The sequence below is a fragment of the Terrabacter sp. C0L_2 genome (assembly GCF_036352015.1).
GTDB classification, from domain to species: domain Bacteria; phylum Actinomycetota; class Actinomycetes; order Actinomycetales; family Dermatophilaceae; genus Terrabacter; species Terrabacter tumescens.
Genome location: NZ_CP143557.1, coordinates 2,594,506 through 2,616,267 on the forward strand (window position 1 = coordinate 2,594,506; position 21,762 = coordinate 2,616,267).

The window sequence follows — 21,762 nt, forward strand, 5'->3', positions numbered from 1 at the left end:
CCCCGTCCGTCCTGCTGACGGGTGAGGCCTCGCGCACCCGGGTATGGAACGTGACGGTGCGGCGCGCCCGGCACCCGTCGGGAGGGCGCCGGCCAGCACCGACCGAACCAAGGAGGCACCGTTGCAGCAGCGAACCATCGGATCGAGGAAGGTCAGCGCGATCGGGCTCGGGGGCATGCCGATGTCCATCGAGGGCCGGCCCGACGAGGACCGGTCGATCCGGACCATCCACGCCGCGCTCGACGCCGGCGTCACTCTCATCGACACGGCCGACGCGTACCACCGTGATGCCGGCGAGGTGGGCCACAACGAGTCGCTCATCGCCAAGGCGCTGTCGTCGTGGTCGGGCAGCGCGTCCGACGTGCTCGTGGCCACCAAGGGCGGTCACCGCCGCCCCGGCGACGGGTCGTGGACGAAGGACGGGCGTCCCGAGCACCTCAAGGAGGCGGCCAAGGCCTCGCTCCAGCGGCTCGGGGGCGACGCCATCGGTCTCTACCAGTTTCACCGTCCCGACCCGGACGTGCCCTACGCGGAGTCGGTCGGCGCCCTGGCCGACCTGCTCGACGAGGGCGTCATCGAGATGGCCGGCATCTCCAACGCGGACCCCGCCCAGATCCGCGAGGCCCAGGAGGTGCTCGGCGGCCGGCTCGTGTCGGTGCAGAACCAGTTCTCACCGGCCTTCCGCAGCAGCCGTCCCGAGCTCGACCTGTGCGCCGAGCTCGGCATCGCGTTCCTGCCGTGGAGCCCACTCGGCGGCATCAGCAAGGCCGGTGACCTCGGCAGCCGTCACGACGCGTTCGCCGAGGTGGCCAAGGCCCACGACGTGAGCCCGCAGCGGGTCGCACTCGCCTGGGAGCTCGCCCTCGCCCCGGTCGTCGTGCCGATCCCCGGTGCGTCGCGACCGGAGAGCATCGAGGACTCGGTGCAGGCCGTCGACCTCGAGCTCTCCGCGGACGAGGTGGATCGGCTCTCCGCCGAGACCCTGGACTGACCGACGGGCTGACCTGCTGTCGGAAGAGGCGCTCACCGGCGCCGCGGGGACGGGTCCTTACGGTTCGCGAACGAGCGGCCCGGGCCCGTCCCCGCGACGGCGATGCAGGCCTAGCGTGGAGTCATGGCTAGCCTCGTGGGCATGACTGAACGACATGACGGCCGTGCCATCGACGAGACGCGCGAGGTGCGGATCACCCGCAACTGGCTCGACCACGCAGAGGGCAGCGTCCTCATCGAGTTCGGACGCACGCGCGTGCTGTGCGCGGCGTCCTTCACCGAGGGCGTGCCCCGCTGGCTCAAGGGAAAGGGAACCGGCTGGGTCACCGCCGAGTACGCCATGCTGCCCCGCGCCACGAACACCCGCTCCGACCGCGAGAGCGTCAAGGGCCGCATCGGCGGCCGCACCCACGAGATCAGCCGACTCATCGGCCGGAGCCTGCGAGCGGTCATCGACACCAAGGCGCTCGGTGAGAACACCATCGTCCTCGACTGCGACGTGCTCCAGGCCGACGGCGGCACCCGCACCGCTGCCATCACCGGGGCCTTCGTGGCCCTGGCCGACGCGATCGAGCACGCCCGCTCGAAGGGCCTCATCGCCAAGAAGGCCCAGCCGCTGACCGGGTCGGTCGCCGCCGTCTCCGTCGGCATCGTCGGCGGGCAAGCCGTCCTCGACCTCGACTATCCGGAGGACTCGACCGCCGAGACCGACATGAACGTCGTCATGACGGGCGACGGTCGCTTCATCGAGGTCCAGGGAACGGCCGAGGGGGAGCCGTTCGACCGCGACCTGCTGGGACAGCTGCTCGACCTCGCGACGAAGGGCTGCGCCGACCTCACCGACCGCCAGCAGAAGGCGCTCGCCGAGGGAGTCGCCCCGTGACCACGGTCGTCCTCGCCACCCGCAACGCGCACAAGGTCGAGGAGCTCCGCGAGATCCTCGCCGACGTCAGCGCCGACCTCGGGCTCGACATCGTCGGCCTCGACGGCTTCCCCGACGCACCCGACGTCGTCGAGGACGGCGTCACGTTCGAGCAGAACGCGATCCTCAAGGCAGCGTCGGCGGCCAACGCCACCGGCCTGCCCGCCCTGGCCGACGACTCCGGCCTGGCCGTCGACGTGCTCGGCGGCGCCCCGGGCATCTTCAGCGCCCGGTGGTCCGGTGGCTGCGGTGACCGCGGCAACCTCGAGCTGCTCCTTGCCCAGCTCGGCGACGTGCGCGACGAGCATCGCGCCGCGGCCTTCGTCTGCGCCGCTGCACTGGTGCTCCCGGACGGACGGTCCGCGGCCGAGCTCGGTCGCTTCCCCGGCACCGTGGCCCGCGAGCCCCGCGGCGAGGGCGGTTTCGGCTACGACCCGATCTTCGTGCCATCCGACCAGCCGGACGGCAACGAACGCACACTGGCGGAGTACGCCCCCGACGAGAAGAACCACGTCTCGCACCGTGCACTCGCCTTCCGCGCCCTCGCGCCACACCTGAAGGAGCACCTGAGGCCATGACCACGACCAGCCCGGCCACCCGTCCCGAGACCGCCCCCGAACCGCCGGCCCGTCCGTTGTGGTGGGGTGCGCTCGACGGGGTGGTGGCCGGGCTGCTCACGGTCGGGATCGCGACCCTCGCCGCGTCGTTCCTCACGGCGGTCGGTGCGTCGACCGGCCAGCCCGCGCCGATCGCCGCGGTGAGCGGGGCCTTCATCGACCGGACGCCCCCGTGGCTCAAGGACTTCGCCATCGCGACGTTCGGCACCAACGACAAGCGTGCGCTGCTCGTCGGGACCGTCGTCGTGCTCACGCTCGCGTGCGCGGCCATCGGCGTCCTCGCCGGTCGGCGCCTCGTCGCGGGCCTCGTGGTGTTCGCGGTCGTCGGTGTGGTCGGCGCCGCCGCGGTGCTGACCCGTCCGGGTGCGAGCCCCGCCGACGTCCTGCCGACGATCGTCGGCACGGCCGTCGGCCTCTGGTTCCTCAGCCGCGCAGCGGCGCCCTCGTCGAGCGCTCCCGGCGCCGCGAACCCCGGGCGACGCTGGCTCATCGGGGGAGCGGTCGGTGCCGTCGCGGCATACGCGGGCAGTGCCTTCGGAGGGGACTCGGCGGCGGCCACGGTGTCGCGCGACGCGCTCAAGAGCACTCCGCTCAAGGGCACGAAGCTCGCCATTCCCGAGGGCGCCGACCTCAAGGTCCCGGGGCTCTCGCCCTACATCGTCCCGAACGCCGACTTCTATCGCATCGACACCGCGATCGTCGTCCCGCGCATCGATGCCAACGAGTGGAAGCTCAAGGTCACCGGCATGGTCGACCGTGAGGTCGAGATCGACTGGAAGGCCTTGCAGGGCAAGCAGATGCAGGAGGCCCTCGTCACGCTGACCTGCGTCTCCAACGAGGTCGGCGGCGACCTCGTCGGCAATGCCGTGTGGACCGGGTGGCCGGTGCGCGAGCTGCTCGCCATGGCCGGGCCCAAGGCGGGCGCCGACATGGTCCTGCAGACGAGCATCGACGGCTTCACGGCGTCGACGCCGCTCGGCGCGCTCACCGACGACCGCAACGCGCTGCTCGCGATCCGGATGAACGGCGAGCCGCTGCCCTTCGAGCACGGCTTCCCCGTCCGGGTCGTCGTGCCCGGCCTCTACGGCTACGTGTCGGCGACGAAGTGGGTCACCGAGCTCAAGGTGACGACGTATGCCGCCGACGTGGCCTACTGGACGCCGCGTGGCTGGTCGGCGACCGGGCCGATCAAGACCGCCTCACGCATCGACGTTCCGCAGGCGGGTGCCGTCGTCAAGGCGGGCACCGTCGCCGTCGCCGGCGTCGCGTGGGCCCAGCACACCGGCATCTCGAAGGTCGAGGTGCAGGTCGACCAGCAGCCGTGGACCGAGGCGCGGCTCGCCGCGGACGCGAGCATCGACACGTGGCGCCAGTGGGTCTACGAGTGGCAGGCGACGCCCGGCAGCCACGACATCCGGGTGCGCGCCTACGACGCCAAGGGCCAGGTGCAATCGCCCCTCGAGGCGCCCCCGGCCCCGGACGGCGCCACCGGCATCCACGTCGTCAACGTCAGGGTGGAGTGACCCCGTCTGCTCCCGAGCCGACGACGGCCTCGGCCTCGATCTCGACGAGCAGGTCGGGGTCGATGAGGGCGCTGACCTGAACCATGGTCGAGGCCGGCCGCACGTCGGCGAAGACCTCCCCGTGCGCTCGGCCCACGGCCTCCCAGTCACGGATGTCCGTGACGTACATCCGGGTCCGCACGACGTCGGCGGGGGAGGCCCCGCACTCCGCGAGCGCCTCGACGACGATCTCGAGCGCGACCCGCGCCTGGGTGTAGGCGTCGCCGGGGGCGACGACGCGTCCGTCCCGGATGGCCGTGGTCCCGGCCACGTGGACCGTGTCCCCGACTCGCACGGCCCGCGAGTAGCCGACGACGCCCTCCCACGGGCTGCCCGTGCCGACGTTCTGCCTCATGAACGCAGGCTAGCCGGAACCTCCGAGGGTGCGGTCACGCTCGTCAGCGAGGCCGTCGGCAGCAGGAACCAGTGCCGCGCCAGACAGACGACGCGGGCGTGCTCGACCGGCCCGTCCGTGCTCTCGAGGACGGCCCGCTCCGTGACCTCCGCGACCGCGCCGCACTCCGGGCACGTCGTCGTGTCGAGCGCCTCTCCGGCCCCGTTGCCGGCCCCGTTGCCGGCCCTGTTGGTCATTCGCTCCACGGCACACCTCCTCGTCCGCGTCTCTCAAGGACGGAGGTGCGGACGCGGCGGCTGATACCAGCGCGGAGCCAACTACAGTGGGGGCCGCGCACCCCGCGAGCGGACGTGGTGGAACTGGTAGACACGCAGGATTTAGGTTCCTGTGCCCTAGGTGTGCGGGTTCGAGTCCCGCCGTCCGCACTCGGCAGCACCCAGCCGGTCCGTCCCCGCACCAATCCGCAGCCGCCCGCACCCGTCGGGCGCTCGGAACGGGTACGAGCCCGGCACACCACGACGAAGGAGCCCCGCGTGACGTCCAGACTCGAGCCCGGCGAGCAGGCCCCGGCCTTCACCCTGACCGACGACGCCGGCCGGACGGTCAGCCTCGCGGACTTCGCGGGCCGCAAGGTCATCGTCTACTTCTATCCGGCCGCCATGACCCCCGGCTGCACGAAGCAGGCGTGCGACTTCAGCGAGTCCCTCGACTCGCTGAAGAAGGACGGCTACGAGGTCGTCGGGATCTCCAAGGACAAGCCGGCCAAGCTCGCGAAGTTCCGCGAGCGCGACCACCTCACCATCCCGCTGCTGAGCGACGAGGACCTCGCGGTCCACACGGCATACGGCGCCTGGGGTGAGAAGAAGCTCTACGGCAAGACCGTCGAGGGCGTCATCCGCTCGACCTTCGTCGTCGACGAGGAGGGCAAGGTCAGCCACGCCTTCTACAACGTCAAGGCGACCGGCCACGTGGCCAAGCTCCGTCGCGACCTCGGCATCGCCGACTAGAGTCGCAACCGTCCCCCGAAAGGAAGCCAGATGAGCGACACCGCACGCATCGAGAAGGACATCCAGGCCGCCCGCGCGCGCCTCGAGGGCACCGTCAACGAGCTGGCGTACCGCGCCCAGCCCCAGGTCATCGCGCAGCGCCAGCTCCAGGGCCTGCGGCTGCGGCTCGACGCCGCCACGCACACCGAGGACGGCGAGCTGCGCGTCGAGCGTATCGGCGCCGTCGTCGCCGCGGCGGTCGTCGTCGTGGTGGCCATCGGGCTGCTCCGCCGGCGCCGCTGAACCCGACCGTCCCCCGACCGTCCCCAGGGCCCGGCCACGTCTGACGTGGCCGGGTTCTGTCGTTCCCGGCGAAGGTAGGGCGCACGACACCCCGGGGGAAATAGGAGAGACCCCCGTCCGGATCTCTCCGAACGAGGGCCTCTCTGAAGTGCGCCGCCAGGGACTCGAACCCCGAACCCAGTGATTAAGAGTCACTTGCTCTGCCAATTGAGCTAGCGGCGCAACGAGGTGAAACGTTAGCAGCCGTCCCGGGCCGGGACAAAATCGGCCGCCGCGGAGCCGTCGGGAGCCCGGCCTCGACCGGCTCTGGGCAGCTCCACGGGAGGCTGCGAAGCGCGAGCGTCCCGGTGCTGCGGGCGGATTCGCCGACCTAGGGCGTCGCCGACGCCGACGAGATGAGCGACAGCGCGAGGCTCACCACCATGACGCCGATGATGACGCCGACCGTGATCCGCTGGGCCTTCTTGTTCCCCATGAGCATGCGCCCCATTGTGCGGCATCGGACCCGACGGGTCGAAGCGACAGCACGGGATGAGCGGGGCCGCACATGACTGTGGCCCGGTCCCCTCGAGGGGACCGGGCCACAGTCTGCGTCCTGCGGGGCAGGACCATGGGGTGAGTGACGGGACTTGAACCCGCGGCCACCTGGACCACAACCAGGTGCTCTACCAGCTGAGCTACACCCACCATGCACAACACGAGCCGGGCCCGAGGGCTCGGCGCCGTGTCACGGCGTCGACAATGCTACAGGCTCTCGTGAGGTGCTCGTGACCACCCCGGCCGGACGGCCTACGCCATGCGTGGTCGTATGCCGTCCGGCGCGGTCGGCGAGCTCAGTGCTCGATGACGTGGGGCGAGGCGAGCGCCTTGGCGGTGGCGCTGTCGGGCCCGGGCTGCGGCACGAAGACGGCCTCGCGGTAGTAGCGCAGCTCGGCGATCGACTCGCGGATGTCGGCCAGGGCGCGGTGGCCGCCGGACTTCTTCGGGGCGTTGAAGTAGACGCGGGGGTACCAGCGGCGTGACAGCTCCTTGATCGAGCTGACGTCGATGATCCGGTAGTGCAGGTACGACTCCAGCACCGGCATGTCGCGCGAGAGGAACCCGCGGTCGGTCGCCACGGTGTTGCCGCCTAGCGGGGCCTTGCGGGGCTCGGGGACGAACGTGCGGATGTAGTCGAGGACGATGTGCTCGGCCTCCTGCAGGGTCACGCCGGAGTCGAGCTCGGTGATGAGGCCGGAGCTCGTGTGCATGTCGCGGACGAAGTCGTCCATCTGCTCGAGGGCCTCGTCCGGCGGCTTGACGACGACGTCGATGCCGTCGCCGAGCTGGTTCAGCTCGAAGTCGGTGACGAGGGCCGCCACCTCCACCAGGGCGTCGGACTTCAGGGACAGGCCGGTCATCTCGCAGTCGATCCAGATGATCCGGTCGGCGATGGCTCGGTGGTTGGTGTCGCTCACCGGTCCACCATAGAGGCTGCGGGGGAGGCGCCCTCGCGAGTCGCACACGCACGGGCACGCACTGGCACGCACAGGCAGGGTGCGCAGCCGCCCTGCTGCACTAGCCTGCCGTCATGACTTCAGGGGACGTGACGACGCAGGGTCCAGGCTCGAGCCCGGGCGGTCAGGCGCAGCAATGGAGTCCGGTGCGCAACCCGACCCGGCGACCGCTGCTGCGCACCGCCCTGACGATCGGCGTCGCCGCCTCGGTCTTCCTCGTCTGCCTGCTCATCCTCCTCGGCATCCTCGGCGAGCGGCTGACGACGCAGACGCTCGTCACGTCGGCACTCATGGCGATCATCCCGGTGCTCGTCATCGTCCCGACCTTCCTCTGGCTCGACCGCTACGAGGCCGAGCCGGTGCGCTACATCGTCTTCGCGTTCCTCTGGGGCGCGCTCGTGGCCGTGGTCGGTGCCTTCTTCCTCAACACCTTCGGGCTCAAGCTGCTCGTCGAGTCGCGCTGGACCGACCCGCTCGAGACGGGCGCGGTCTACCTCGCGCCCGTCACCGAGGAGACCCTGAAGGGCCTCGGCATCCTGCTGATCTACCTGCTGCGTCGCCGGGAGTTCGACGGGATCATCGACGGCATTGTCTACGCCGGGCTCATCGGCGCCGGCTTCGCGTTCAGCGAGAACATCCTCTACCTCGGGCAGGCCTACAACGAGTACGGCAGCGAGGGCCTCACCTCGACCTTCCTCGTCCGGGGGCTGATGGGTCCCTTCGGCCACCCGCTCTTCACCTCGTTCACCGGGATCGGCATCGGCATCGCCGTGACCGCCCGCCGCCCGGCGGTGCGGGTCCTCGCCATCCTCGTCGGCTGGGTCTGCGCGATGCTGCTCCACGGCCTCTGGAACCTCTCGGCCCTCGCCGGGATGGACGGCTTCTTCGCCGCCTACGTGACCTACCAGGTGCCGCTGTTCCTCGCGTTCATCGGCTTCCTCTTCTGGCTGCGGCGCCGTGAGGGCCGACTCATCGGGCGCTACCTCTCGCCGTATGCCGACGCCGGCTGGCTGACGCATGCCGAGGTCGCGATGCTCTCCAACCTCCGGCTGCGCCGGGCGGCGCGGTCCTGGGCCCGGCAGACCGGCGGCCGGGTGGCGAAGCAGTCGATGGACGCCTTCCAGGACAGCGCGAGCGACCTTGCCCTGCTGCGTTCCCGGCTCGTCCACGGGACGGCGGAGGACGGCGCGTCGGAGCGGGAGATGGTGCTGCTCGAGTCGATCACGGCCCACCGCCGCGACTTCATCGGCTCGCCCGTGACCTGATCGGCCCCACCCGCCGGAGGTGCCTATCATTGGACGGCGCCCTGATCGGGCGACGGCCCCTGTAGCTCAGCGGATAGAGCAAGAGCCTTCTAATCTCTTGGTCGCAGGTTCGATTCCTGCCGGGGGCGCCTGCAGGACCGTCCCGGTCGGACGCTGGGAAGCACCGTCCGACCGGGACGGTCAGCGAGGCGCCCCGGCAGGAATCCGGAGGAGCGTGCGCCGGAGTCCTGCCGGGGGCGTCCACTCGTCCACGGGACCTCGCCACACGGCATACGCCATCGGGAAACCCCCGTGGCGCAAGGTCGTTCGACGACCGATCCGGTATGCCGTCACCCGCCTTGGGTGCGCGGGTGCACCCTGCGCGGGGGACCGTCAGGTCACGACTCGGGGTACGTCGTGGGGGCGCGCCGCCTTTCGGTTTGGTTGTGCCAGCGCGACACGGAAGGATACGGGCGTGACAGGTGATTCAGGGGTGGGCAACGCCCGGCTCCTCGCGGGCGTGCAGGCACTTCGGTCTGCCGTCGCCGAGACGACCCTGCCGCTCGACCTGGCCGCCGCTCCGTCGGCTCGGACGGCTCGAGCCCGGCTGCTCGCGCAGCTCGACGACTACGTCATCCCGCGGCTGACGTCGCTGGACGCGCCGCTGCTCGCCGTCGTCGGCGGGTCCACCGGCGCGGGCAAGTCCACGCTCGTCAACTCCGTCGTGGGGCGCGAGGTGACGCTGCCCGGTGTCCTGCGCCCGACCACGCGCTCGCCGGTCCTCATCCACCACCCGTCGGACGCCGCCTGGTTCTCCGGGCCGCGCATCCTGCCGGGGCTCGCCCGCATCACCGGACGGCACTCCTCGTCCGACGGCCCGGGCGCCGTGCGCCTCGTCTCCACAGACGAGGTGGCAGCCGGTCTGGCCCTGCTCGACGCACCGGACATCGACAGCGTCGTCGAGGCGAACCGCGACCTCGCCGCGCAGCTGCTCGCCGCTGCGGACCTCTGGGTCTTCGTGACGACGGCCGCCCGCTACGCGGACGCGGTGCCGTGGGAGCTGCTGCGCGACGCGTCCGAGCGCGGTACGGCCGTCGCCGTCGTCCTCGACCGCGTGCCCCCGGCCGCCGTCGACGAGATCCGCACGCACTTCGCCTCGATGCTGCGCGAGCAGGGTCTCGACCAGGCGCCGATCTTCACCGTCGTCGAGTCCGAGCTCGAGGACGGACTCCTGCCCGCCGAGCAGACCCAGCGGCTGCGCGGGTGGCTCGCGGCGCTCGCCGGTGACGCACAGGCGCGCGCCGACGTCGTGCGCCAGACGCTGCAGGGTGCGCTCGTCTCCCTCGACGCCCGCACCGAGTCGCTGGTCGATGCCTCCAAGGAGCAGACCGCCGCAGGGCAGGCACTCGTCGACACCGCCGCGGCCGCCTACGCCCAGGCCAAGGAGCAGGTGCACGAGGGCATGCTCGACGGCACGCTGCTGCGCGGCGAGGTGCTCGCGCGCTGGCAGGAGTTCGTCGGCACGGGCGAGTTCTTCCGCCAGGTCGAGTCCACCGTCTCGCGGGTCCGTGACCGTTTCACCTCCTTCCTCCGGGGCGAGCCGGCCCGCGCCGACCACCTCGGCGAGGCCCTCCAGTCCGGCGTCGAGTCGCTCGTCGTCAACCACGCGGAGCTCGCCGCGAGCTCGATCGCGCGGGCCTGGCGCACGCTCCCCGGTGGCGACCAGCTGCTGACGGCCGACCCGTCGCTCGCGCGCTCCGGCGCCGACGTCGACCGGCGCATCCAGCGCCTCGTGCGCGACTGGCAGGGCGACATCCTGCAGATGGTCCGCGACGAGGGTCGCGACCGCCGCACGACGGCCCGGATCATGGCCTACGGCGTCAACGGTCTCGGCGTCGTCCTCATGCTCGTGACGTTCGCGAGCACCGCCGGCATCACCGGTGCCGAGGTCGGCATCGCCGGCGGCACCGCCGTCGTCGGCCAGAAGCTGCTCGAGGCGGTCTTCGGCGACCAGGCCGTGCGCGAGCTCGCCCGCAAGGCGCGCGAGCAGCTGACCGACCGCGTCGACGAGCTGTATGCCGCCGAGCTCGCCCGCTACCAAGGAGCTGTCACGACGTTGCAGGTCGACACCGACCAGACCGAGCGCCTGACCACGGCCGCCGCTGCGGTGAGGGACGCGCGATGAGCCCCATCAGGATGGGGCGCGCCACCGTCACCCCGGTCTCGGCCGCAGAGCTCGGCAGCCGCACCACGGAGCTGTCCATGGCGCTCGTCTCCGGCGCCGACGAGCTCGACCCGTCGGGCGTCGCGGTCGCGCGGCGCGTCGTCGACAAGGCGGTCGAGCGGTCCGGGATCGCCGGCGACCACACGGTCGTGGCGCTCGCCGGCGCGACCGGCAGCGGCAAGTCCTCGCTCTTCAACGCGCTCGTCGGGGCCGACGTCGCGACGATCGGCGCACGCCGGCCGACGACGTCGCGGCCGACCGCCGGCCTGTGGGGCGACTCCGACCCGTCCGAGCTGCTCGACTGGCTCGGGGTGGCTGCCCGTCACGTCGTCGAGCTGCCCGGTGCTGCCCCGAAGAGCGGGGGCGGCGGCAAGGCGGCGCCTGCCTCATCGGCCGGGGCAGCTGCGGCAGGTCAGGTCGTGGGCTCGCTCGACGGTCTGGTGCTGCTCGACCTGCCCGACTTCGACTCCCGTGAGCTGGAGCACCGGCGCGAGGCCGAGCGGGTGCTTGAGCTCGTCGACGTCTTCGTCTGGGTGACCGACCCCCAGAAGTACGCCGACGCGCGGCTGCACGACGAGTTCGTCAGCCTGCTCTCGCAGCACGACGCCGTCACCCTCGCGGTGCTCAACCAGTCGGACCGGCTGGCACCCGACGCCGTCAAGACCCTGACCCAGGACCTCGGCAAGCTCCTCGTCGCCGACGGCGTGACCGACGCCAAGGTGCTCGCGACGTCGACCGTGACCGGTCAGGGCATCCCCGAGCTCAAGCAGCGTCTGGCCAATGCCGTTGCGGGACATGCCGCTTCGCGTCAGCGCCTCAAGGCGGACATCGTCGGTGCGTCGTTGCGACTGCGCCCCGGCGTCGCCGACTCCGAGGCCGACGTGGGCCGGGTGCCGCGCGACGAGCTCGACGCCTCGCTGGCCCGCGCAGCGGGCGTGCCGATCGTGCTCGACGCGGTCGCGCGCGACTACCGCCGCGAGGCGTTCGCGCACACCGGTTGGCTCTTCGCCCGGTGGACCAAGGGCTTCGCCGCCGACCCGCTCCGACGTCTGCGCCTCGACCGCACCGGCGGCCGACCGCCCATCCACGTCGAGATCGACGGAGCCGACGTGCGCGCCGTGCTCGGTAGGTCCTCCATCCCGGCGCCGACGGTCTCGACCGTGTCGGCCGTCGACCTCGCGACCCGCAGCTTCGTGCGCGAGGCGTCCGAGGGTCTGCCGGTGCGATGGGCCCAGGCCGCCGAGGACGCCGTCGACCGTGGTGACGGCGCCCTCACCGACTCGCTCGACCGCGCTGTCATCGGCACGTCCCTGCGGGCACGCCGACCGGTCTGGTGGTTCGTCGTCAACATCCTGCAGTGGGTGCTCGGGCTCGTGGCCCTCGCCGGGCTCGTCTGGTATGCCGTCCTGTGGGGTTTCGCGCTCCTGCAGCTCCCGCGTCCGGAGACCCCGTCGGTCGGCATCCTGCCGTTGCCCCTGGTCATGCTCGTCGTCGGCGTCCTCATCGGCATCGGGCTCGGCGTGCTGTCCCGGTGGTGGGCACGCATCGGAGCCCGGCACCGCAGGACCGTCGTCGGCAAGCGGCTCACCGAGTCGGTGGCCACGGTCGCCGACGAGCATGTCCTCATCCCGGTCGACGAGGTGCTCCTGCGCCACCGTGAGACCCGCGAGCACCTCGAGGCCGCTGCCGGCTGACAGCGGCTGACGTGGGCCGACGCTGGCTACTGCCGGCTGACGACAGGCGGCGCGCCGCCCCAGGCGCTTCGTCCACATCCCCGCGGCGTGACGTGGCGGTGTCCACAGGCTGGGGTCGGGGCCTGTCGGGAGCGACGGCTGGGTTCGAAGGTGGGTCCAGGCGGCGCGAGGCCGCCTCTGGAACCTCCCTGAGGAGCACCGATGAACGAGATCCGCATCACCCTCCACGGCAACGTCGTGAGCGAGCCCGTCGAGCGACAGGCCAGGAACGGCAGCCCCTACACGACCTTCCGCGTCGCCACGACGCCCTACCGCCGCACGGCCGACGGCCGTTTCGTCGACGGTGACACGAGCTTCTACGACGTCATCGCGTTCAACGCGCTCGCCGCCAACGCCGCCTCGGCCCTGCGCAAGGGGCAGCCCGTCCTCATCGAGGGCACCTTGGCCATCAAGACGTACGTCGGCAACGACGGGACGCCCGGCAAGTCGCCCCAGATCGATGCCGCGCGCATCGGTCACGACCTCTCCTGGGGCCGGGCCAGCTTCGAGCGGGTCAGCCGTGCAGCTGCCCTCGGCCACGACCGGACGGCCGACCCCGACGTCCAGGCGACGATCCGCGCCATGGCCGAGGGTGAGTCGGCGTCCAGCGGTCTGCGCCCGGCCCACGTCGACGCGGACGGCGTCGTCGACGACGACTACGACCCCGAGTCCGACGTCCTCCCGGCGGCGCACGACGGCGGCGACTCGGCGCTCGCGACCGGCGACCCCGAGACCGACGACTACGAGGTGGTCGAGCGGGTTTCGGCCTGACGGCGGTGGTGGTCGACGGGTGCGGACACCGATTCGGTGCCGCGCTCGCCGACAGATAGCCTTCTGCGCATGGCCGAGTACATCTACACCATGACCCGTGCGCGCAAGGCACACAACGAGAAGGTCATCCTCGATGACGTCTCGATGTCCTTCTACCCCGGCGCGAAGATCGGCATGGTCGGCCCGAACGGCGCCGGCAAGTCGACGATCCTCAAGATCATGGCCGGGCTCGATCAGCCGAGCAACGGCGAGGCTCGTCTGGCTCCGGGCGCTACGGTCGGCATCCTGCTCCAGGAGCCGCCGCTCAACGAGGACAAGACCGTCCTCGGCAACGTCGAGGAGGGCGCCGGCGAGATCAAGGCGAAGCTCGACCGCTACAACGAGATCTCGGCCGAGATGGCCGACCCCGACGCCGACTACGACGCGCTGCTCGCCGAGATGGGCAAGCTGCAGGAGGACATCGACCACGCCGACGCGTGGGACCTCGACAGCCAGCTCGAGCAGGCGATGGACGCCCTGCGCTGCCCGCCGCCGGACTCCCCGGTGACCAACCTCTCCGGTGGTGAGCGCCGCCGCGTGGCCCTGTGCAAGCTGCTCCTGCAGAAGCCGGACCTGCTGCTGCTCGACGAGCCCACCAACCACCTCGACGCCGAGTCGGTGCTCTGGCTCGAGCAGCACCTCGAGACCTACCCCGGCGCCGTCATCGCGGTCACCCACGACCGCTACTTCCTCGACAACGTCGCGCAGTGGATCGCCGAGGTCGACCGTGGCCGGCTCTACCCCTACGAGGGCAACTACTCGACCTACCTCGAGAAGAAGGCCGAGCGCCTGACGATCCAGGGCAAGAAGGACGCCAAGCTGGCCAAGCGTCTCAAGACCGAGCTCGAGTGGGTCCGCAGCAACGCCAAGGGCCGTCAGGTCAAGAGCAAGGCGCGTCTGGCCCGCTACGAGGAGATGGCGGCCGAGGCCGAGCGCACGCGCAAGCTCGACTTCGAGGAGCTGCAGATCCCGCCGGGCCCGCGTCTGGGCTCGACGGTCATCGAGGTCAAGAACCTCAAGAAGGGCTTCGGCGACCGCGTCCTCATCGACGACCTCTCGTTCTCGCTGCCGCGCAACGGCATCGTCGGCGTCATCGGCCCCAACGGTGTCGGCAAGTCGACGCTCTTCAAGACCATCGTGGGCTTCGAGCAGCCCGACGGCGGCGAGGTCAAGATCGGCGAGACCGTCAAGATCTCCTACGTCGACCAGGGCCGCGAGGGCCTGGACCCGAAGAAGAACCTCTGGGAGATCGTCTCCGACGGCCTCGACCACATGAAGGTCGGCAACGTCGAGATCCCGTCGCGCGCCTACGTGTCGCAGTTCGGCTTCAAGGGCCCCGACCAGCAGAAGCTCTCCGGCGTCCTCTCCGGTGGTGAGCGCAACCGTCTGAACCTCGCGCTGACCCTCAAGCAGGGCGGCAACCTGCTGCTCCTCGACGAGCCCACCAACGACCTCGACGTCGAGACCCTCGGCTCGCTCGAGAACGCGCTGCTCGAGTTCTCCGGCTGCGCCGTCGTCATCACCCACGACCGGTGGTTCCTCGACCGCGTCGCGACGCACATCCTCGCCTACGAGGGCACCGAGGAGAACCCCGCGAGCTGGTACTGGTTCGAGGGCAACTTCGAGTCCTACGAGGCCAACAAGGTCGAGCGCCTCGGCCCCGAGGCCGCGCGGCCGCACCGCGTCACCTACCGCAAGCTGACGCGCGACTGACGGACCCGTCCCCACCGGCCGACGGTCGGGGCGACACGGCACGAGCAGGAGGGCCGGGGTGCATGGCACCCCGGCCCTCCTGCGTCAGATCCAGCCGTCGGGTCCAGCCGTCAGATCCAGCCCTTGCGCCGGAAGACGCCGTAGAGGGTGACCGCCACCGCGGCGATGACGGCCGCGCTGAAGAGCACGCCCCACGGCCTGCCGAACCCGGGATAGGGCACGTTCTGACCGAACCACCCTGTCACGGCGGTCGGCACCGCGATGATGGCGGCCCACCCGGTGAGCTTCTTCATCACGGTGTTGAGGCGCGCGTCCTGCAGCGACAGGTTCGTCTCGAAGATCGTCGTGACCATGTCACGCAGCGACTCGGTCCACTCCGCGGCGCGCAGGACGTGGTCGTAGAGGTCGTCGTAGAAGCCGTCGAGCGCGGTGTGCCGCTGGTCGAGCTCGCCGCGGTGCCGCAGCACGGCGTTGACGACGTCGCGCATCGGCAGCACGACGCGGCGAAGCTCGACGAGCTCCTTGCGCAGGCGGTAGGTGCGCACCTGGACGGCGTGGACCTGCCCGCGCTCGTCGAAGAGCAGGTCCTCGAGCCCCTCGATGGCGTCGTCGAGCTGCTGGATGGAGTCGAAGTGTCCGTCGACGACGGTGTCGAGCAGCCCGTGCACGAGCGCCCCCACACCGAGCTGGAGCAGCTCGGGGTCGTCGTTCCACCGCTCGAGCACCTGTCCCATGTCGACGTCGTCGTCCCCGCGGACGGTGATGACGCCCCGGGGCAGGACGAACGCTGAGATCCGGCTCGTGCGCAGGCGGGACTCGCGACCCGACGCTTCAGGATCCGCGGCACTCACCGACGGGGCGTCGGGCGGCACGAGGCGGGTCGCGTAGACGGTGAGGAAGGTGTGGTTGGCGTGCCGCGTGGCCTTGGGGCGCTCGCCGGCGGACACCGCATCCTCCACGGCGTGCGGGTCGAGGCCGAGCTCGTCGGCGAGGGCGCGCAGGCCGGCGTGGTCGGGCTCGCAGAGGTCGACCCAGATGAGGGACCCGTCCCGCTCGAGCAGCTCGGACACCTCGTCGAGGCCGAAACCCTCGTCGACGACCTTGCCGTGCTCCCATCGGCAGGAGGTGATGCGTCCGGCTCCGTCGCTGCTCACGCCCCCAGTCTCGCAGCCCACGCCTCCTCGAGTGGCCCTCCCGTCACACCCGTCACATGTCGTGTTGTGCGTGTGGCGCGTGGGACGAGGCGCCCACTCGACGGTGGGGTGGGTGGGACGGCGGGGCCACTCGACGGGGGTTGCGAGGGAGAGGTGGGGTGGGGGTCTCGGTCAGGCGATGAGGGGGGTGACGTCGCGCGTCGTGGGGCGTTCGCCGAGCGCGAGCTGCCAGGCTGTCGCGAGCCGGCGCCCGACCTCGTCGGCCTCGTCGGGCGCGACGCAGAACGGCACGCGAACCCACCGGGCGAAGCCGCCCTCGACACCGAACTGGCCGCCCCGGGCGAGCCGGACGCCGGCGGACTCGGCCACCCGGGCGAGCTCGTCGCCGCGGGCCTCGGGCAGCTCGCACCAGAGGTTGAGCCCGCCGGACGGGACGACGAAGCGCCAGTCGGGCACGTGGGCTCGTAGCGCCGTGACGAGCGCGTCGCGCCTCGCTCGCGCCTCGTGGCGCCGCTCGTGCAGCAGCGCCTCGCCCTGCTGGAGCAGGTCGGTGACGACGAGCTGCTCGAGGATCGCCGTGCCGAGGTCGAGGCTGTGGCGCGCCTCGATGACGGACTCTGTGCTGCCCTCGGGCGCCCGCACCCAGCCGACGCGCAGGCCACCCCACCACGTCTTGCCGGCGCTGCCGAGGGTGTGGGCCTGCCGGGACGAGGCCGCGAAGGGCGCCGGCCGCGTCGTGCCCGACGCGTCGTCGAGCCCGAGCTCCACGAACGTCTCGTCGACCACGGGCACGGCGTGGGCGCGGCGGAGCACGTCGGCGAGGCGTTCGCGTGTCGGGGTGTCCATGACGAGCCCGGTCGGGTTCTGGTGGTCGGGGATGAGGTATGCCGCCCTGGCGCCGCTCTGTCGCAGCGCCACCTCGATCGCCTCGACGTCCCAACCCGTGGCCGTGAGCTGGGCGGGCACCGCGCGGTAGGACGAGCGCCGCACTCCCACAATGGCATTCGGGTAGGTGGGGCTCTCGACGAGGACCCGGTCACCGACGTCCAGCTGGGCTCGCAGAACTGCCGACAGGCCACCGTGTGCGCCCGACGTGACGACGACCTGCTCGGGCGACGTGGACAGCCCCCGACCCTCGAACCAGGCGGCCACGGCGGCGCGGGTCCCCGGGAGACCGCGCGGGTCGTAGCCGGCGGTCGCGAGGTGGCGCGGCAGCTCGGCGAGCGCCCTCTCGTAGGCTGCGGTGACCCCGGCGGCGGCCGGGAGGGCGGCATACGTCAGGTCGATGACGTCGGGTGGCACGTCGGTGGGGATGAGCCCGGCCTGGGAGAGGGCGAGCCCGGACGGCCCCGTGGGCAGGCACACGACGCTGCCGGAGCCGCGGCGGGTCGCGACGAAGCCCTCGTCGCGGAGGGCGTCGAGCGCCGCGCCCACCGTCGTGCGGCTGAGGCCCAGCTCGGTCGTGAGGGACCGCTCGCTCGGCAGCCGCGTGCCGACGAGCAGCCGCCCGTCGGAGACGAGGCGGCGGATGCCGTCGGCGAGCCCGCGGTAGGCCGGGCGGGGGAGCGGGCCGGACCCGAGGAGCAGGGCCAGTGAGCGGGCCGAGACGGTGCGCATCGGTCCACTGTCCCACGATTGGCCCTTAAAAGGCAGTCCACTAAGCCGCCATGCTGGACACCATGCGACGCCACGTTCACCTCGCGAACCTCAGCCCCCGCCAGCAGCTCCGGGCCGGGCTGCTGCCCCGACGGATCACCCAGCTCCTCGTCGGGCTGACGCTCTACGGCGTCTCGATGGCGATGATGATCCGCTCGACGCTCGGGCTCGACCCGTGGGACGTCTTCCACGCCGGCATCGCGACCCACGTGCCGTTGTCGTTCGGCCAGGTGACGATCATCGTCGGTGCCCTCGTCCTGCTGCTCTGGGTGCCGTTGCGCCAGTGGCCCGGACTCGGCACGGTCGCCAACGTCGTCGTCATCGGCCTCGCCGCCGACGCCGGCCTCGCGCTCATCGCGGCTCCGGACGCGCTGTGGGCACGGGTGCTGATGCTCGGCTCGGGCATCGTCCTCAACGGCGTCGCGGGTGGGCTCTACATCGGCAGCCAGCTCGGCCCCGGCCCACGCGACGGCCTCATGACGGGGTTCGCGCGCCGGACGGGCCTGTCGATCCGCCTGGTGCGCACGACGATCGAGGTGGTCGTGCTGTCGGTCGGCTGGCTGCTCGGTGGCCCCGTCGGCCTCGGCACGGTGCTGTATGCCGTGTCGATCGGACCGCTCGTGCAGTTCTTCCTCCCGCGGCTGACCGTCGACCTCGACCCGCGCCGGTCGGCGTCCGTGCGTGACGTCGAGCCAGCCCCGGTGGCGCCGACCTCGGCGCTGGGTGGCGCCTGAGCGGTCAGGCGCCGCCGAGGGGCCACGAGTGCAGGATCCGGCAGGCGCCGGGCTCGTACCACGCCAGGTCGACCCGCTCGGCGCGGCACCGGGCGGGCAGGTGCGGGGCGACGAGGGAGCGGGTCGACTCCTGCGTCACGTCGTCACACAGGGCGTCGAGCGTCAGGTGCGGGACGACGTCACCGAAGCGGCCGGCATACGGCGGGCACTGCGGGAAGGCGTCCCACAGAGTGGCGGTCAGGGTCGCGAACGGCGTCGCCGGCTCCGGAAGGAGGTGCACGATGCCGTTGGGGAACGTGTCGACCTGATCGAGGGTGAAGTCGAAGGGCGCTGTGGCACAGGCGATCTCGGCAACCCGAGCGAGGACTCGCGAGGTGAGGAGTGGCGCGTCGAGGAACGGTGCGAGCGCCGTGACGTGGGCGTGGACGAAGCCCGGGTCGGCCGACACGTAGTCGGTGTCGTAGTGCCGCGTGCGGTCCAGCACGAACGGCTCGAGCTCGGGCACCGGCACCTGGAGGACCGAGTGACCCTTCCCGCTCGAGGGGGTCGCCGGGAGCATGGCCGGCATCGTGGTCAGTGTCCGGCGCCCACGAGTCGCAGCGCGAGGGTGGCGTTGGTCGCGCCGATCTCGGTGGGCGTCCGGCGGATCGTCGGGGAGTACCACCGGGCCACGTCGACGACGATCGAGAGCAGGGCGAGAGCGGTGTCGGCGCTGTCGTCGACGGAGAACGTGCCGTCGGCGACGCCACGGTCGAGCACGTCCCGGACGAGCGAGTCCATCTCCTTGCGCAGGGCCAGGACCTCGGCGTGGTGCTCGGGGGTCAGGTGGTGGTGCTCGTACTGCACGACTCGGGCCACCTGGTACTGCTCGACGTGCCACTCGGTGAAGCGGGCCATGACGGCGACGAGCTGCTGGCGCGGCGTCGCGCCGTCCGCGATGGCCGAGCGCATCAGCCGCAGGGCCGACTCGTGCCCGCTGCGGCTCAGGGCGAAGAGCAGCTCCTCCTTGGAGCCGAAGTGCACGTAGACGCCCGCGGGGGACAGGCCTGCGCCCGAGGCGATGTCGCGCGTCGTCGTGGCGTGGAAGCCCTTGTCGGCGAACGCGTGCGCCGCTGCCTGCAGGAGCCGCTCGACCGTCGACGCATCCGGGTCGGACGTCCGGGCTCCGGCGGACGGCGGGGTGGTGGTGGGCTGCGGCACGTTGACAGCATGCCGCAGGGGAGGGAAACTAAGCAAGCGCTTAGTTACCGATGGGTACCGGCGCGTCGCACCCGTGAGCACGCCCGATGGAGGACGCCATGCCCCGCAACATCTACGACGAGGACCACGAGGCGATGCGCGCCTCTGCGCGCGAGTTCGTCGCGCGCACCCTCGCACCCCGCGCCGAGGAGATGATCGAGGGCAAGTCGATCCCGCGCGACATCTGGCTCGAGGCCGGCAAGCAGGGCTTCTTCGGCCTCGACATCCCCGAGGAGTTCGGTGGCGCCGGCGTCGACGACTACCGCTTCAACGCCGTCGTCGCCGAGGAGATGTCGCGCTTCAATGCCGCGACGAGCTCGTGCTTCGGCATCCACTCCGACGTGTGCCCGCCCTACATCGTCGACCTCGGCACCGAGGAGCAGAAGCAGCGCTGGCTGCCGGGCATGGCGAGCGGTGAGCTGATCTGCGCCATCGCGATGACCGAGCCGTCCGGCGGCTCCGACCTCGCCGCGCTCAAGACGACCGCCGTGCGTGACGGCGCCGCCTGGATCCTCAACGGCTCCAAGACCTTCATCACCAACGGCTACCAGGCCGACCTCGTCATCGTCGCGGCCCGGACCGACCCGTCCAAGGGCGCCAAGGGCATCACCCTGCTCATGGTCGAGCGCGGCATGGAGGGCTTCCAGAACGGCCGCAAGCTCGACAAGGTCGGCATGGACGAGTCCGACACCGCCGAGCTCTTCTTCGAGAACGTTCGGGTCCCCGACGAGAACCGCCTCGGGCCCGAGGGCATGGGCTTCATCTCGATGATGCAGCGCCTGCCGCAGGAGCGCGTCGGGGCCGCGGTCTCCAACGTCGCGCACGCCAAGGCGATCCTCGAGGAGACGATCCAGTACGCCAAGGACCGCAAGGCCTTCGGCCAGCCGATCGGCGCGTTCCAGCACAACAAGTTCCTCATGGCCGAGCTCGTCACCAAGATCGAGGTCGCCGAGGCCTACGTCGACGACTGCATCGCGGCCCACGCCGAGGGCAAGCTCTCGGCGGTCGACGCCGCCAAGGCGAAGTGGTGGAGCTCGGAGGTGCAGAACGATGTGCTGGACCACTGTGTGCAGCTGCACGGCGGCTACGGCTTCATGAACGAGTACCGCGTGGCCCGCGCCTGGCGCGACGCCCGCGTCACGAAGATCTGGGCCGGGTCCAACGAGATCATGAAGGAGCTCATCGGCCGGGACCTCGGCTTCTGATGGCGGCTCCCGCGAGCGGCGGACGCCACGAGGGCGCCGTCGCGATCATCACCGGTGCCAGTCGGGGGATCGGCCTCGGCATCGCCCACCGTCTCGTCGACGAGGGCGCCAAGGTCGTCATCACGGCGCGCAAGCCGGAGGCCCTTGCCGCCGCCGTCGAGGAGCTCGGCGGGGCGGCGAACGCCCTCGGGGTGGCCGGCAACGCCGCCGACGAGGCGCACCAGGACGAGGTCATCGCCAAGGCGCGTGAGACCTTCGGCGGCCTCCACCTGCTCGTCAACAACACCGGCATCAACCCGGTCTACGGGCCGATGCTCGACTCGGACCTCGACATCGCGCGCAAGGTGCTCGACGTCAACGTCGTCGCCGCCTTCTCGTGGATCAAGAAGGCCGTGGCCGCGGGGCTCGGCGACGAGACCCACCCGGGCTCGGTCGTCAACCTCGCCTCGGTCGCGGGTCAGGGCGCGAGCGGCGTCATCGGCTGGTACGGCGTGTCCAAGGCGGCGCTCATCCACCTGACGACCGAGCTGGGCTACGAGCTCGGTCCGGACGTGCGCGTCAACGCCGTCGCGCCGGCCGTCGTCAAGACGAAGTTCGCCGAGGCGCTCTACGAGGGGCGCGAGGAGAAGGTCGTGCGTGCCTACCCGATGAAGCGTCTCGGTCTGCCCGAGGACGTCGCCGGCGCCGTCAGCTTCCTGCTGAGCAGCGACGCGTCGTGGGTCACCGGTCAGACCCTCACCGTCGACGGCGGCGTGACGCTGGGCGGCTCCCTCTAGGACCGTCCGTAGCCGGGCCGGGGAGGTCGTCTGCCGTGCGACG

At 71.5% G+C, this 21,762-nt stretch carries 21 protein-coding genes and 4 tRNA genes; 16 read left to right on the plus strand and 9 right to left on the minus strand.

Annotated features, from left to right (window positions below):
- Window positions 1-121 precede the first annotated feature (121 nt).
- The 4 genes from U5C87_RS11885 (at window position 122) to U5C87_RS11900 (ending at window position 4,052) form a co-directional block, all read left to right on the plus strand.
- A complete protein-coding gene (locus U5C87_RS11885; protein WP_330472799.1) occupies window positions 122-991 on the plus strand; it encodes an aldo/keto reductase in 870 nt (289 codons plus the stop codon).
- 141 nt (window positions 992-1,132) lie between these two features.
- Window positions 1,133-1,873 carry a ribonuclease PH gene (gene rph / locus U5C87_RS11890; RefSeq protein ID WP_052359017.1) on the plus strand — a complete coding sequence of 247 codons (741 nt, stop codon included), beginning with the start codon at window positions 1,133-1,135 and terminating at the stop codon, window positions 1,871-1,873.
- Entirely contained in the window at window positions 1,870-2,490 is a 621-nt protein-coding gene (gene rdgB / locus U5C87_RS11895) for an RdgB/HAM1 family non-canonical purine NTP pyrophosphatase (protein ID WP_330472800.1), read from the plus strand. The genes rph and rdgB overlap by 4 nt, the downstream gene beginning before the upstream one ends.
- On the plus strand, window positions 2,487-4,052 hold the full coding sequence (locus U5C87_RS11900) for a molybdopterin-dependent oxidoreductase (protein WP_330472801.1): 1,566 nt from the start codon (window positions 2,487-2,489) through the stop codon (window positions 4,050-4,052). Before rdgB ends, U5C87_RS11900 begins: the two co-directional genes overlap by 4 nt.
- Here the strand turns inward: U5C87_RS11900 and U5C87_RS11905 are convergent.
- Together U5C87_RS11905 and U5C87_RS11910 are read right to left on the minus strand one after the other, a co-directional pair.
- Window positions 4,039-4,446 (minus strand): RidA family protein, encoded by a 408-nt coding sequence (locus U5C87_RS11905; protein WP_330472802.1) that lies wholly within the window; start codon window positions 4,444-4,446, stop codon window positions 4,039-4,041. The two genes, U5C87_RS11900 and U5C87_RS11905, sit on opposite strands and share 14 nt — an antisense overlap.
- On the minus strand, window positions 4,443-4,691 hold the full coding sequence (locus U5C87_RS11910; protein ID WP_330472803.1) for a hypothetical protein: 249 nt from the start codon (window positions 4,689-4,691) through the stop codon (window positions 4,443-4,445). The genes U5C87_RS11905 and U5C87_RS11910 overlap by 4 nt, the downstream gene beginning before the upstream one ends.
- Before the next feature lie 99 nt (window positions 4,692-4,790).
- Between U5C87_RS11910 and U5C87_RS11915 the strand changes: the two genes are divergently transcribed.
- The 3 genes from U5C87_RS11915 to U5C87_RS11925 all read left to right on the plus strand — a co-directional run bounded on the left by U5C87_RS11915 (window position 4,791) and on the right by U5C87_RS11925 (window position 5,735).
- A tRNA-Leu gene (locus U5C87_RS11915) sits at window positions 4,791-4,871 on the plus strand.
- Between the two features lie 108 nt (window positions 4,872-4,979).
- Window positions 4,980-5,453: a thioredoxin-dependent thiol peroxidase gene (bcp, locus tag U5C87_RS11920; protein WP_330472804.1), complete on the plus strand. Its 474-nt coding sequence runs from the start codon at window positions 4,980-4,982 to the stop codon at window positions 5,451-5,453.
- Between the two features lie 30 nt (window positions 5,454-5,483).
- Window positions 5,484-5,735 carry a DUF3618 domain-containing protein gene (locus U5C87_RS11925; RefSeq protein ID WP_030202814.1) on the plus strand — a complete coding sequence of 84 codons (252 nt, stop codon included), beginning with the start codon at window positions 5,484-5,486 and terminating at the stop codon, window positions 5,733-5,735.
- A gap of 149 nt (window positions 5,736-5,884) precedes the next feature.
- Here U5C87_RS11925 and U5C87_RS11930 read toward each other — a convergent pair.
- The 3 genes from U5C87_RS11930 to orn form a co-directional block, all read right to left on the minus strand.
- A tRNA-Lys gene (locus tag U5C87_RS11930) sits at window positions 5,885-5,957 on the minus strand.
- Between the two features lie 389 nt (window positions 5,958-6,346).
- Window positions 6,347-6,422: transfer RNA gene (locus tag U5C87_RS11935), tRNA-His, on the minus strand.
- Between the two features lie 146 nt (window positions 6,423-6,568).
- On the minus strand, window positions 6,569-7,135 hold the full coding sequence (gene orn / locus U5C87_RS11940; protein ID WP_229675067.1) for an oligoribonuclease: 567 nt from the start codon (window positions 7,133-7,135) through the stop codon (window positions 6,569-6,571).
- 170 nt (window positions 7,136-7,305) lie between these two features.
- Between orn and U5C87_RS11945 the strand changes: the two genes are divergently transcribed.
- The 6 genes from U5C87_RS11945 (at window position 7,306) to ettA (ending at window position 14,955) form a co-directional block, all read left to right on the plus strand.
- Complete coding sequence (locus U5C87_RS11945; protein ID WP_330472805.1) at window positions 7,306-8,496, plus strand: PrsW family intramembrane metalloprotease; 1,191 nt, start codon at window positions 7,306-7,308, stop codon at window positions 8,494-8,496.
- A 55-nt stretch (window positions 8,497-8,551) separates the two neighbouring features.
- Window positions 8,552-8,624, plus strand: a tRNA-Arg gene (locus U5C87_RS11950).
- Between the two features lie 326 nt (window positions 8,625-8,950).
- Window positions 8,951-10,660: an ABC transporter gene (locus tag U5C87_RS11955; RefSeq protein ID WP_330472806.1), complete on the plus strand. Its 1,710-nt coding sequence runs from the start codon at window positions 8,951-8,953 to the stop codon at window positions 10,658-10,660.
- Complete coding sequence (locus U5C87_RS11960) at window positions 10,657-12,393, plus strand: GTPase (RefSeq protein WP_330472807.1); 1,737 nt, start codon at window positions 10,657-10,659, stop codon at window positions 12,391-12,393. Before U5C87_RS11955 ends, U5C87_RS11960 begins: the two co-directional genes overlap by 4 nt.
- A gap of 201 nt (window positions 12,394-12,594) precedes the next feature.
- The gene (locus tag U5C87_RS11965) at window positions 12,595-13,203 is read left to right on the plus strand and encodes a single-stranded DNA-binding protein (RefSeq protein WP_330472808.1); all 609 of its coding nucleotides are present in this window, start codon (window positions 12,595-12,597) and stop codon (window positions 13,201-13,203) included.
- Window positions 13,204-13,272: 69 nt separating this feature from the next.
- The gene (gene ettA, locus U5C87_RS11970; protein ID WP_330472809.1) at window positions 13,273-14,955 is read left to right on the plus strand and encodes an energy-dependent translational throttle protein EttA; all 1,683 of its coding nucleotides are present in this window, start codon (window positions 13,273-13,275) and stop codon (window positions 14,953-14,955) included.
- 110 nt (window positions 14,956-15,065) lie between these two features.
- Here ettA and U5C87_RS11975 read toward each other — a convergent pair whose 3' ends face one another.
- Together U5C87_RS11975 and yczR are read right to left on the minus strand one after the other, a co-directional pair.
- The gene (locus U5C87_RS11975) at window positions 15,066-16,109 is read right to left on the minus strand and encodes a magnesium transporter CorA family protein (RefSeq protein WP_330472810.1); all 1,044 of its coding nucleotides are present in this window, start codon (window positions 16,107-16,109) and stop codon (window positions 15,066-15,068) included.
- Window positions 16,110-16,280: 171 nt separating this feature from the next.
- On the minus strand, window positions 16,281-17,726 hold the full coding sequence (gene yczR / locus U5C87_RS11980; RefSeq protein WP_330472811.1) for a MocR-like transcription factor YczR: 1,446 nt from the start codon (window positions 17,724-17,726) through the stop codon (window positions 16,281-16,283).
- 62 nt (window positions 17,727-17,788) lie between these two features.
- On the opposite strand from yczR, the gene yczE reads away from it, so the two are divergent.
- On the plus strand, window positions 17,789-18,499 hold the full coding sequence (gene yczE / locus U5C87_RS11985) for a membrane protein YczE (protein ID WP_330472812.1): 711 nt from the start codon (window positions 17,789-17,791) through the stop codon (window positions 18,497-18,499).
- A gap of 4 nt (window positions 18,500-18,503) precedes the next feature.
- Here the strand turns inward: yczE and U5C87_RS11990 are convergent, their stop codons facing one another.
- On the minus strand, window positions 18,504-19,067 hold the full coding sequence (locus tag U5C87_RS11990) for a 2'-5' RNA ligase family protein (protein WP_330472813.1): 564 nt from the start codon (window positions 19,065-19,067) through the stop codon (window positions 18,504-18,506).
- 5 nt (window positions 19,068-19,072) lie between these two features.
- Complete coding sequence (locus U5C87_RS11995; RefSeq protein ID WP_330472814.1) at window positions 19,073-19,699, minus strand: TetR/AcrR family transcriptional regulator; 627 nt, start codon at window positions 19,697-19,699, stop codon at window positions 19,073-19,075.
- Between the two features lie 98 nt (window positions 19,700-19,797).
- Here U5C87_RS11995 and U5C87_RS12000 point away from each other — a divergent pair, with 98 nt between their 5' ends.
- Together U5C87_RS12000 and U5C87_RS12005 are read left to right on the plus strand one after the other, a co-directional pair.
- A complete protein-coding gene (locus U5C87_RS12000) occupies window positions 19,798-20,943 on the plus strand; it encodes an acyl-CoA dehydrogenase family protein (RefSeq protein ID WP_330472815.1) in 1,146 nt (381 codons plus the stop codon).
- A complete protein-coding gene (locus tag U5C87_RS12005; protein ID WP_330472816.1) occupies window positions 20,943-21,719 on the plus strand; it encodes an SDR family oxidoreductase in 777 nt (258 codons plus the stop codon). The genes U5C87_RS12000 and U5C87_RS12005 overlap by 1 nt, the downstream gene beginning before the upstream one ends.
- The last annotated feature ends 43 nt before the right edge of the window (window positions 21,720-21,762 follow it).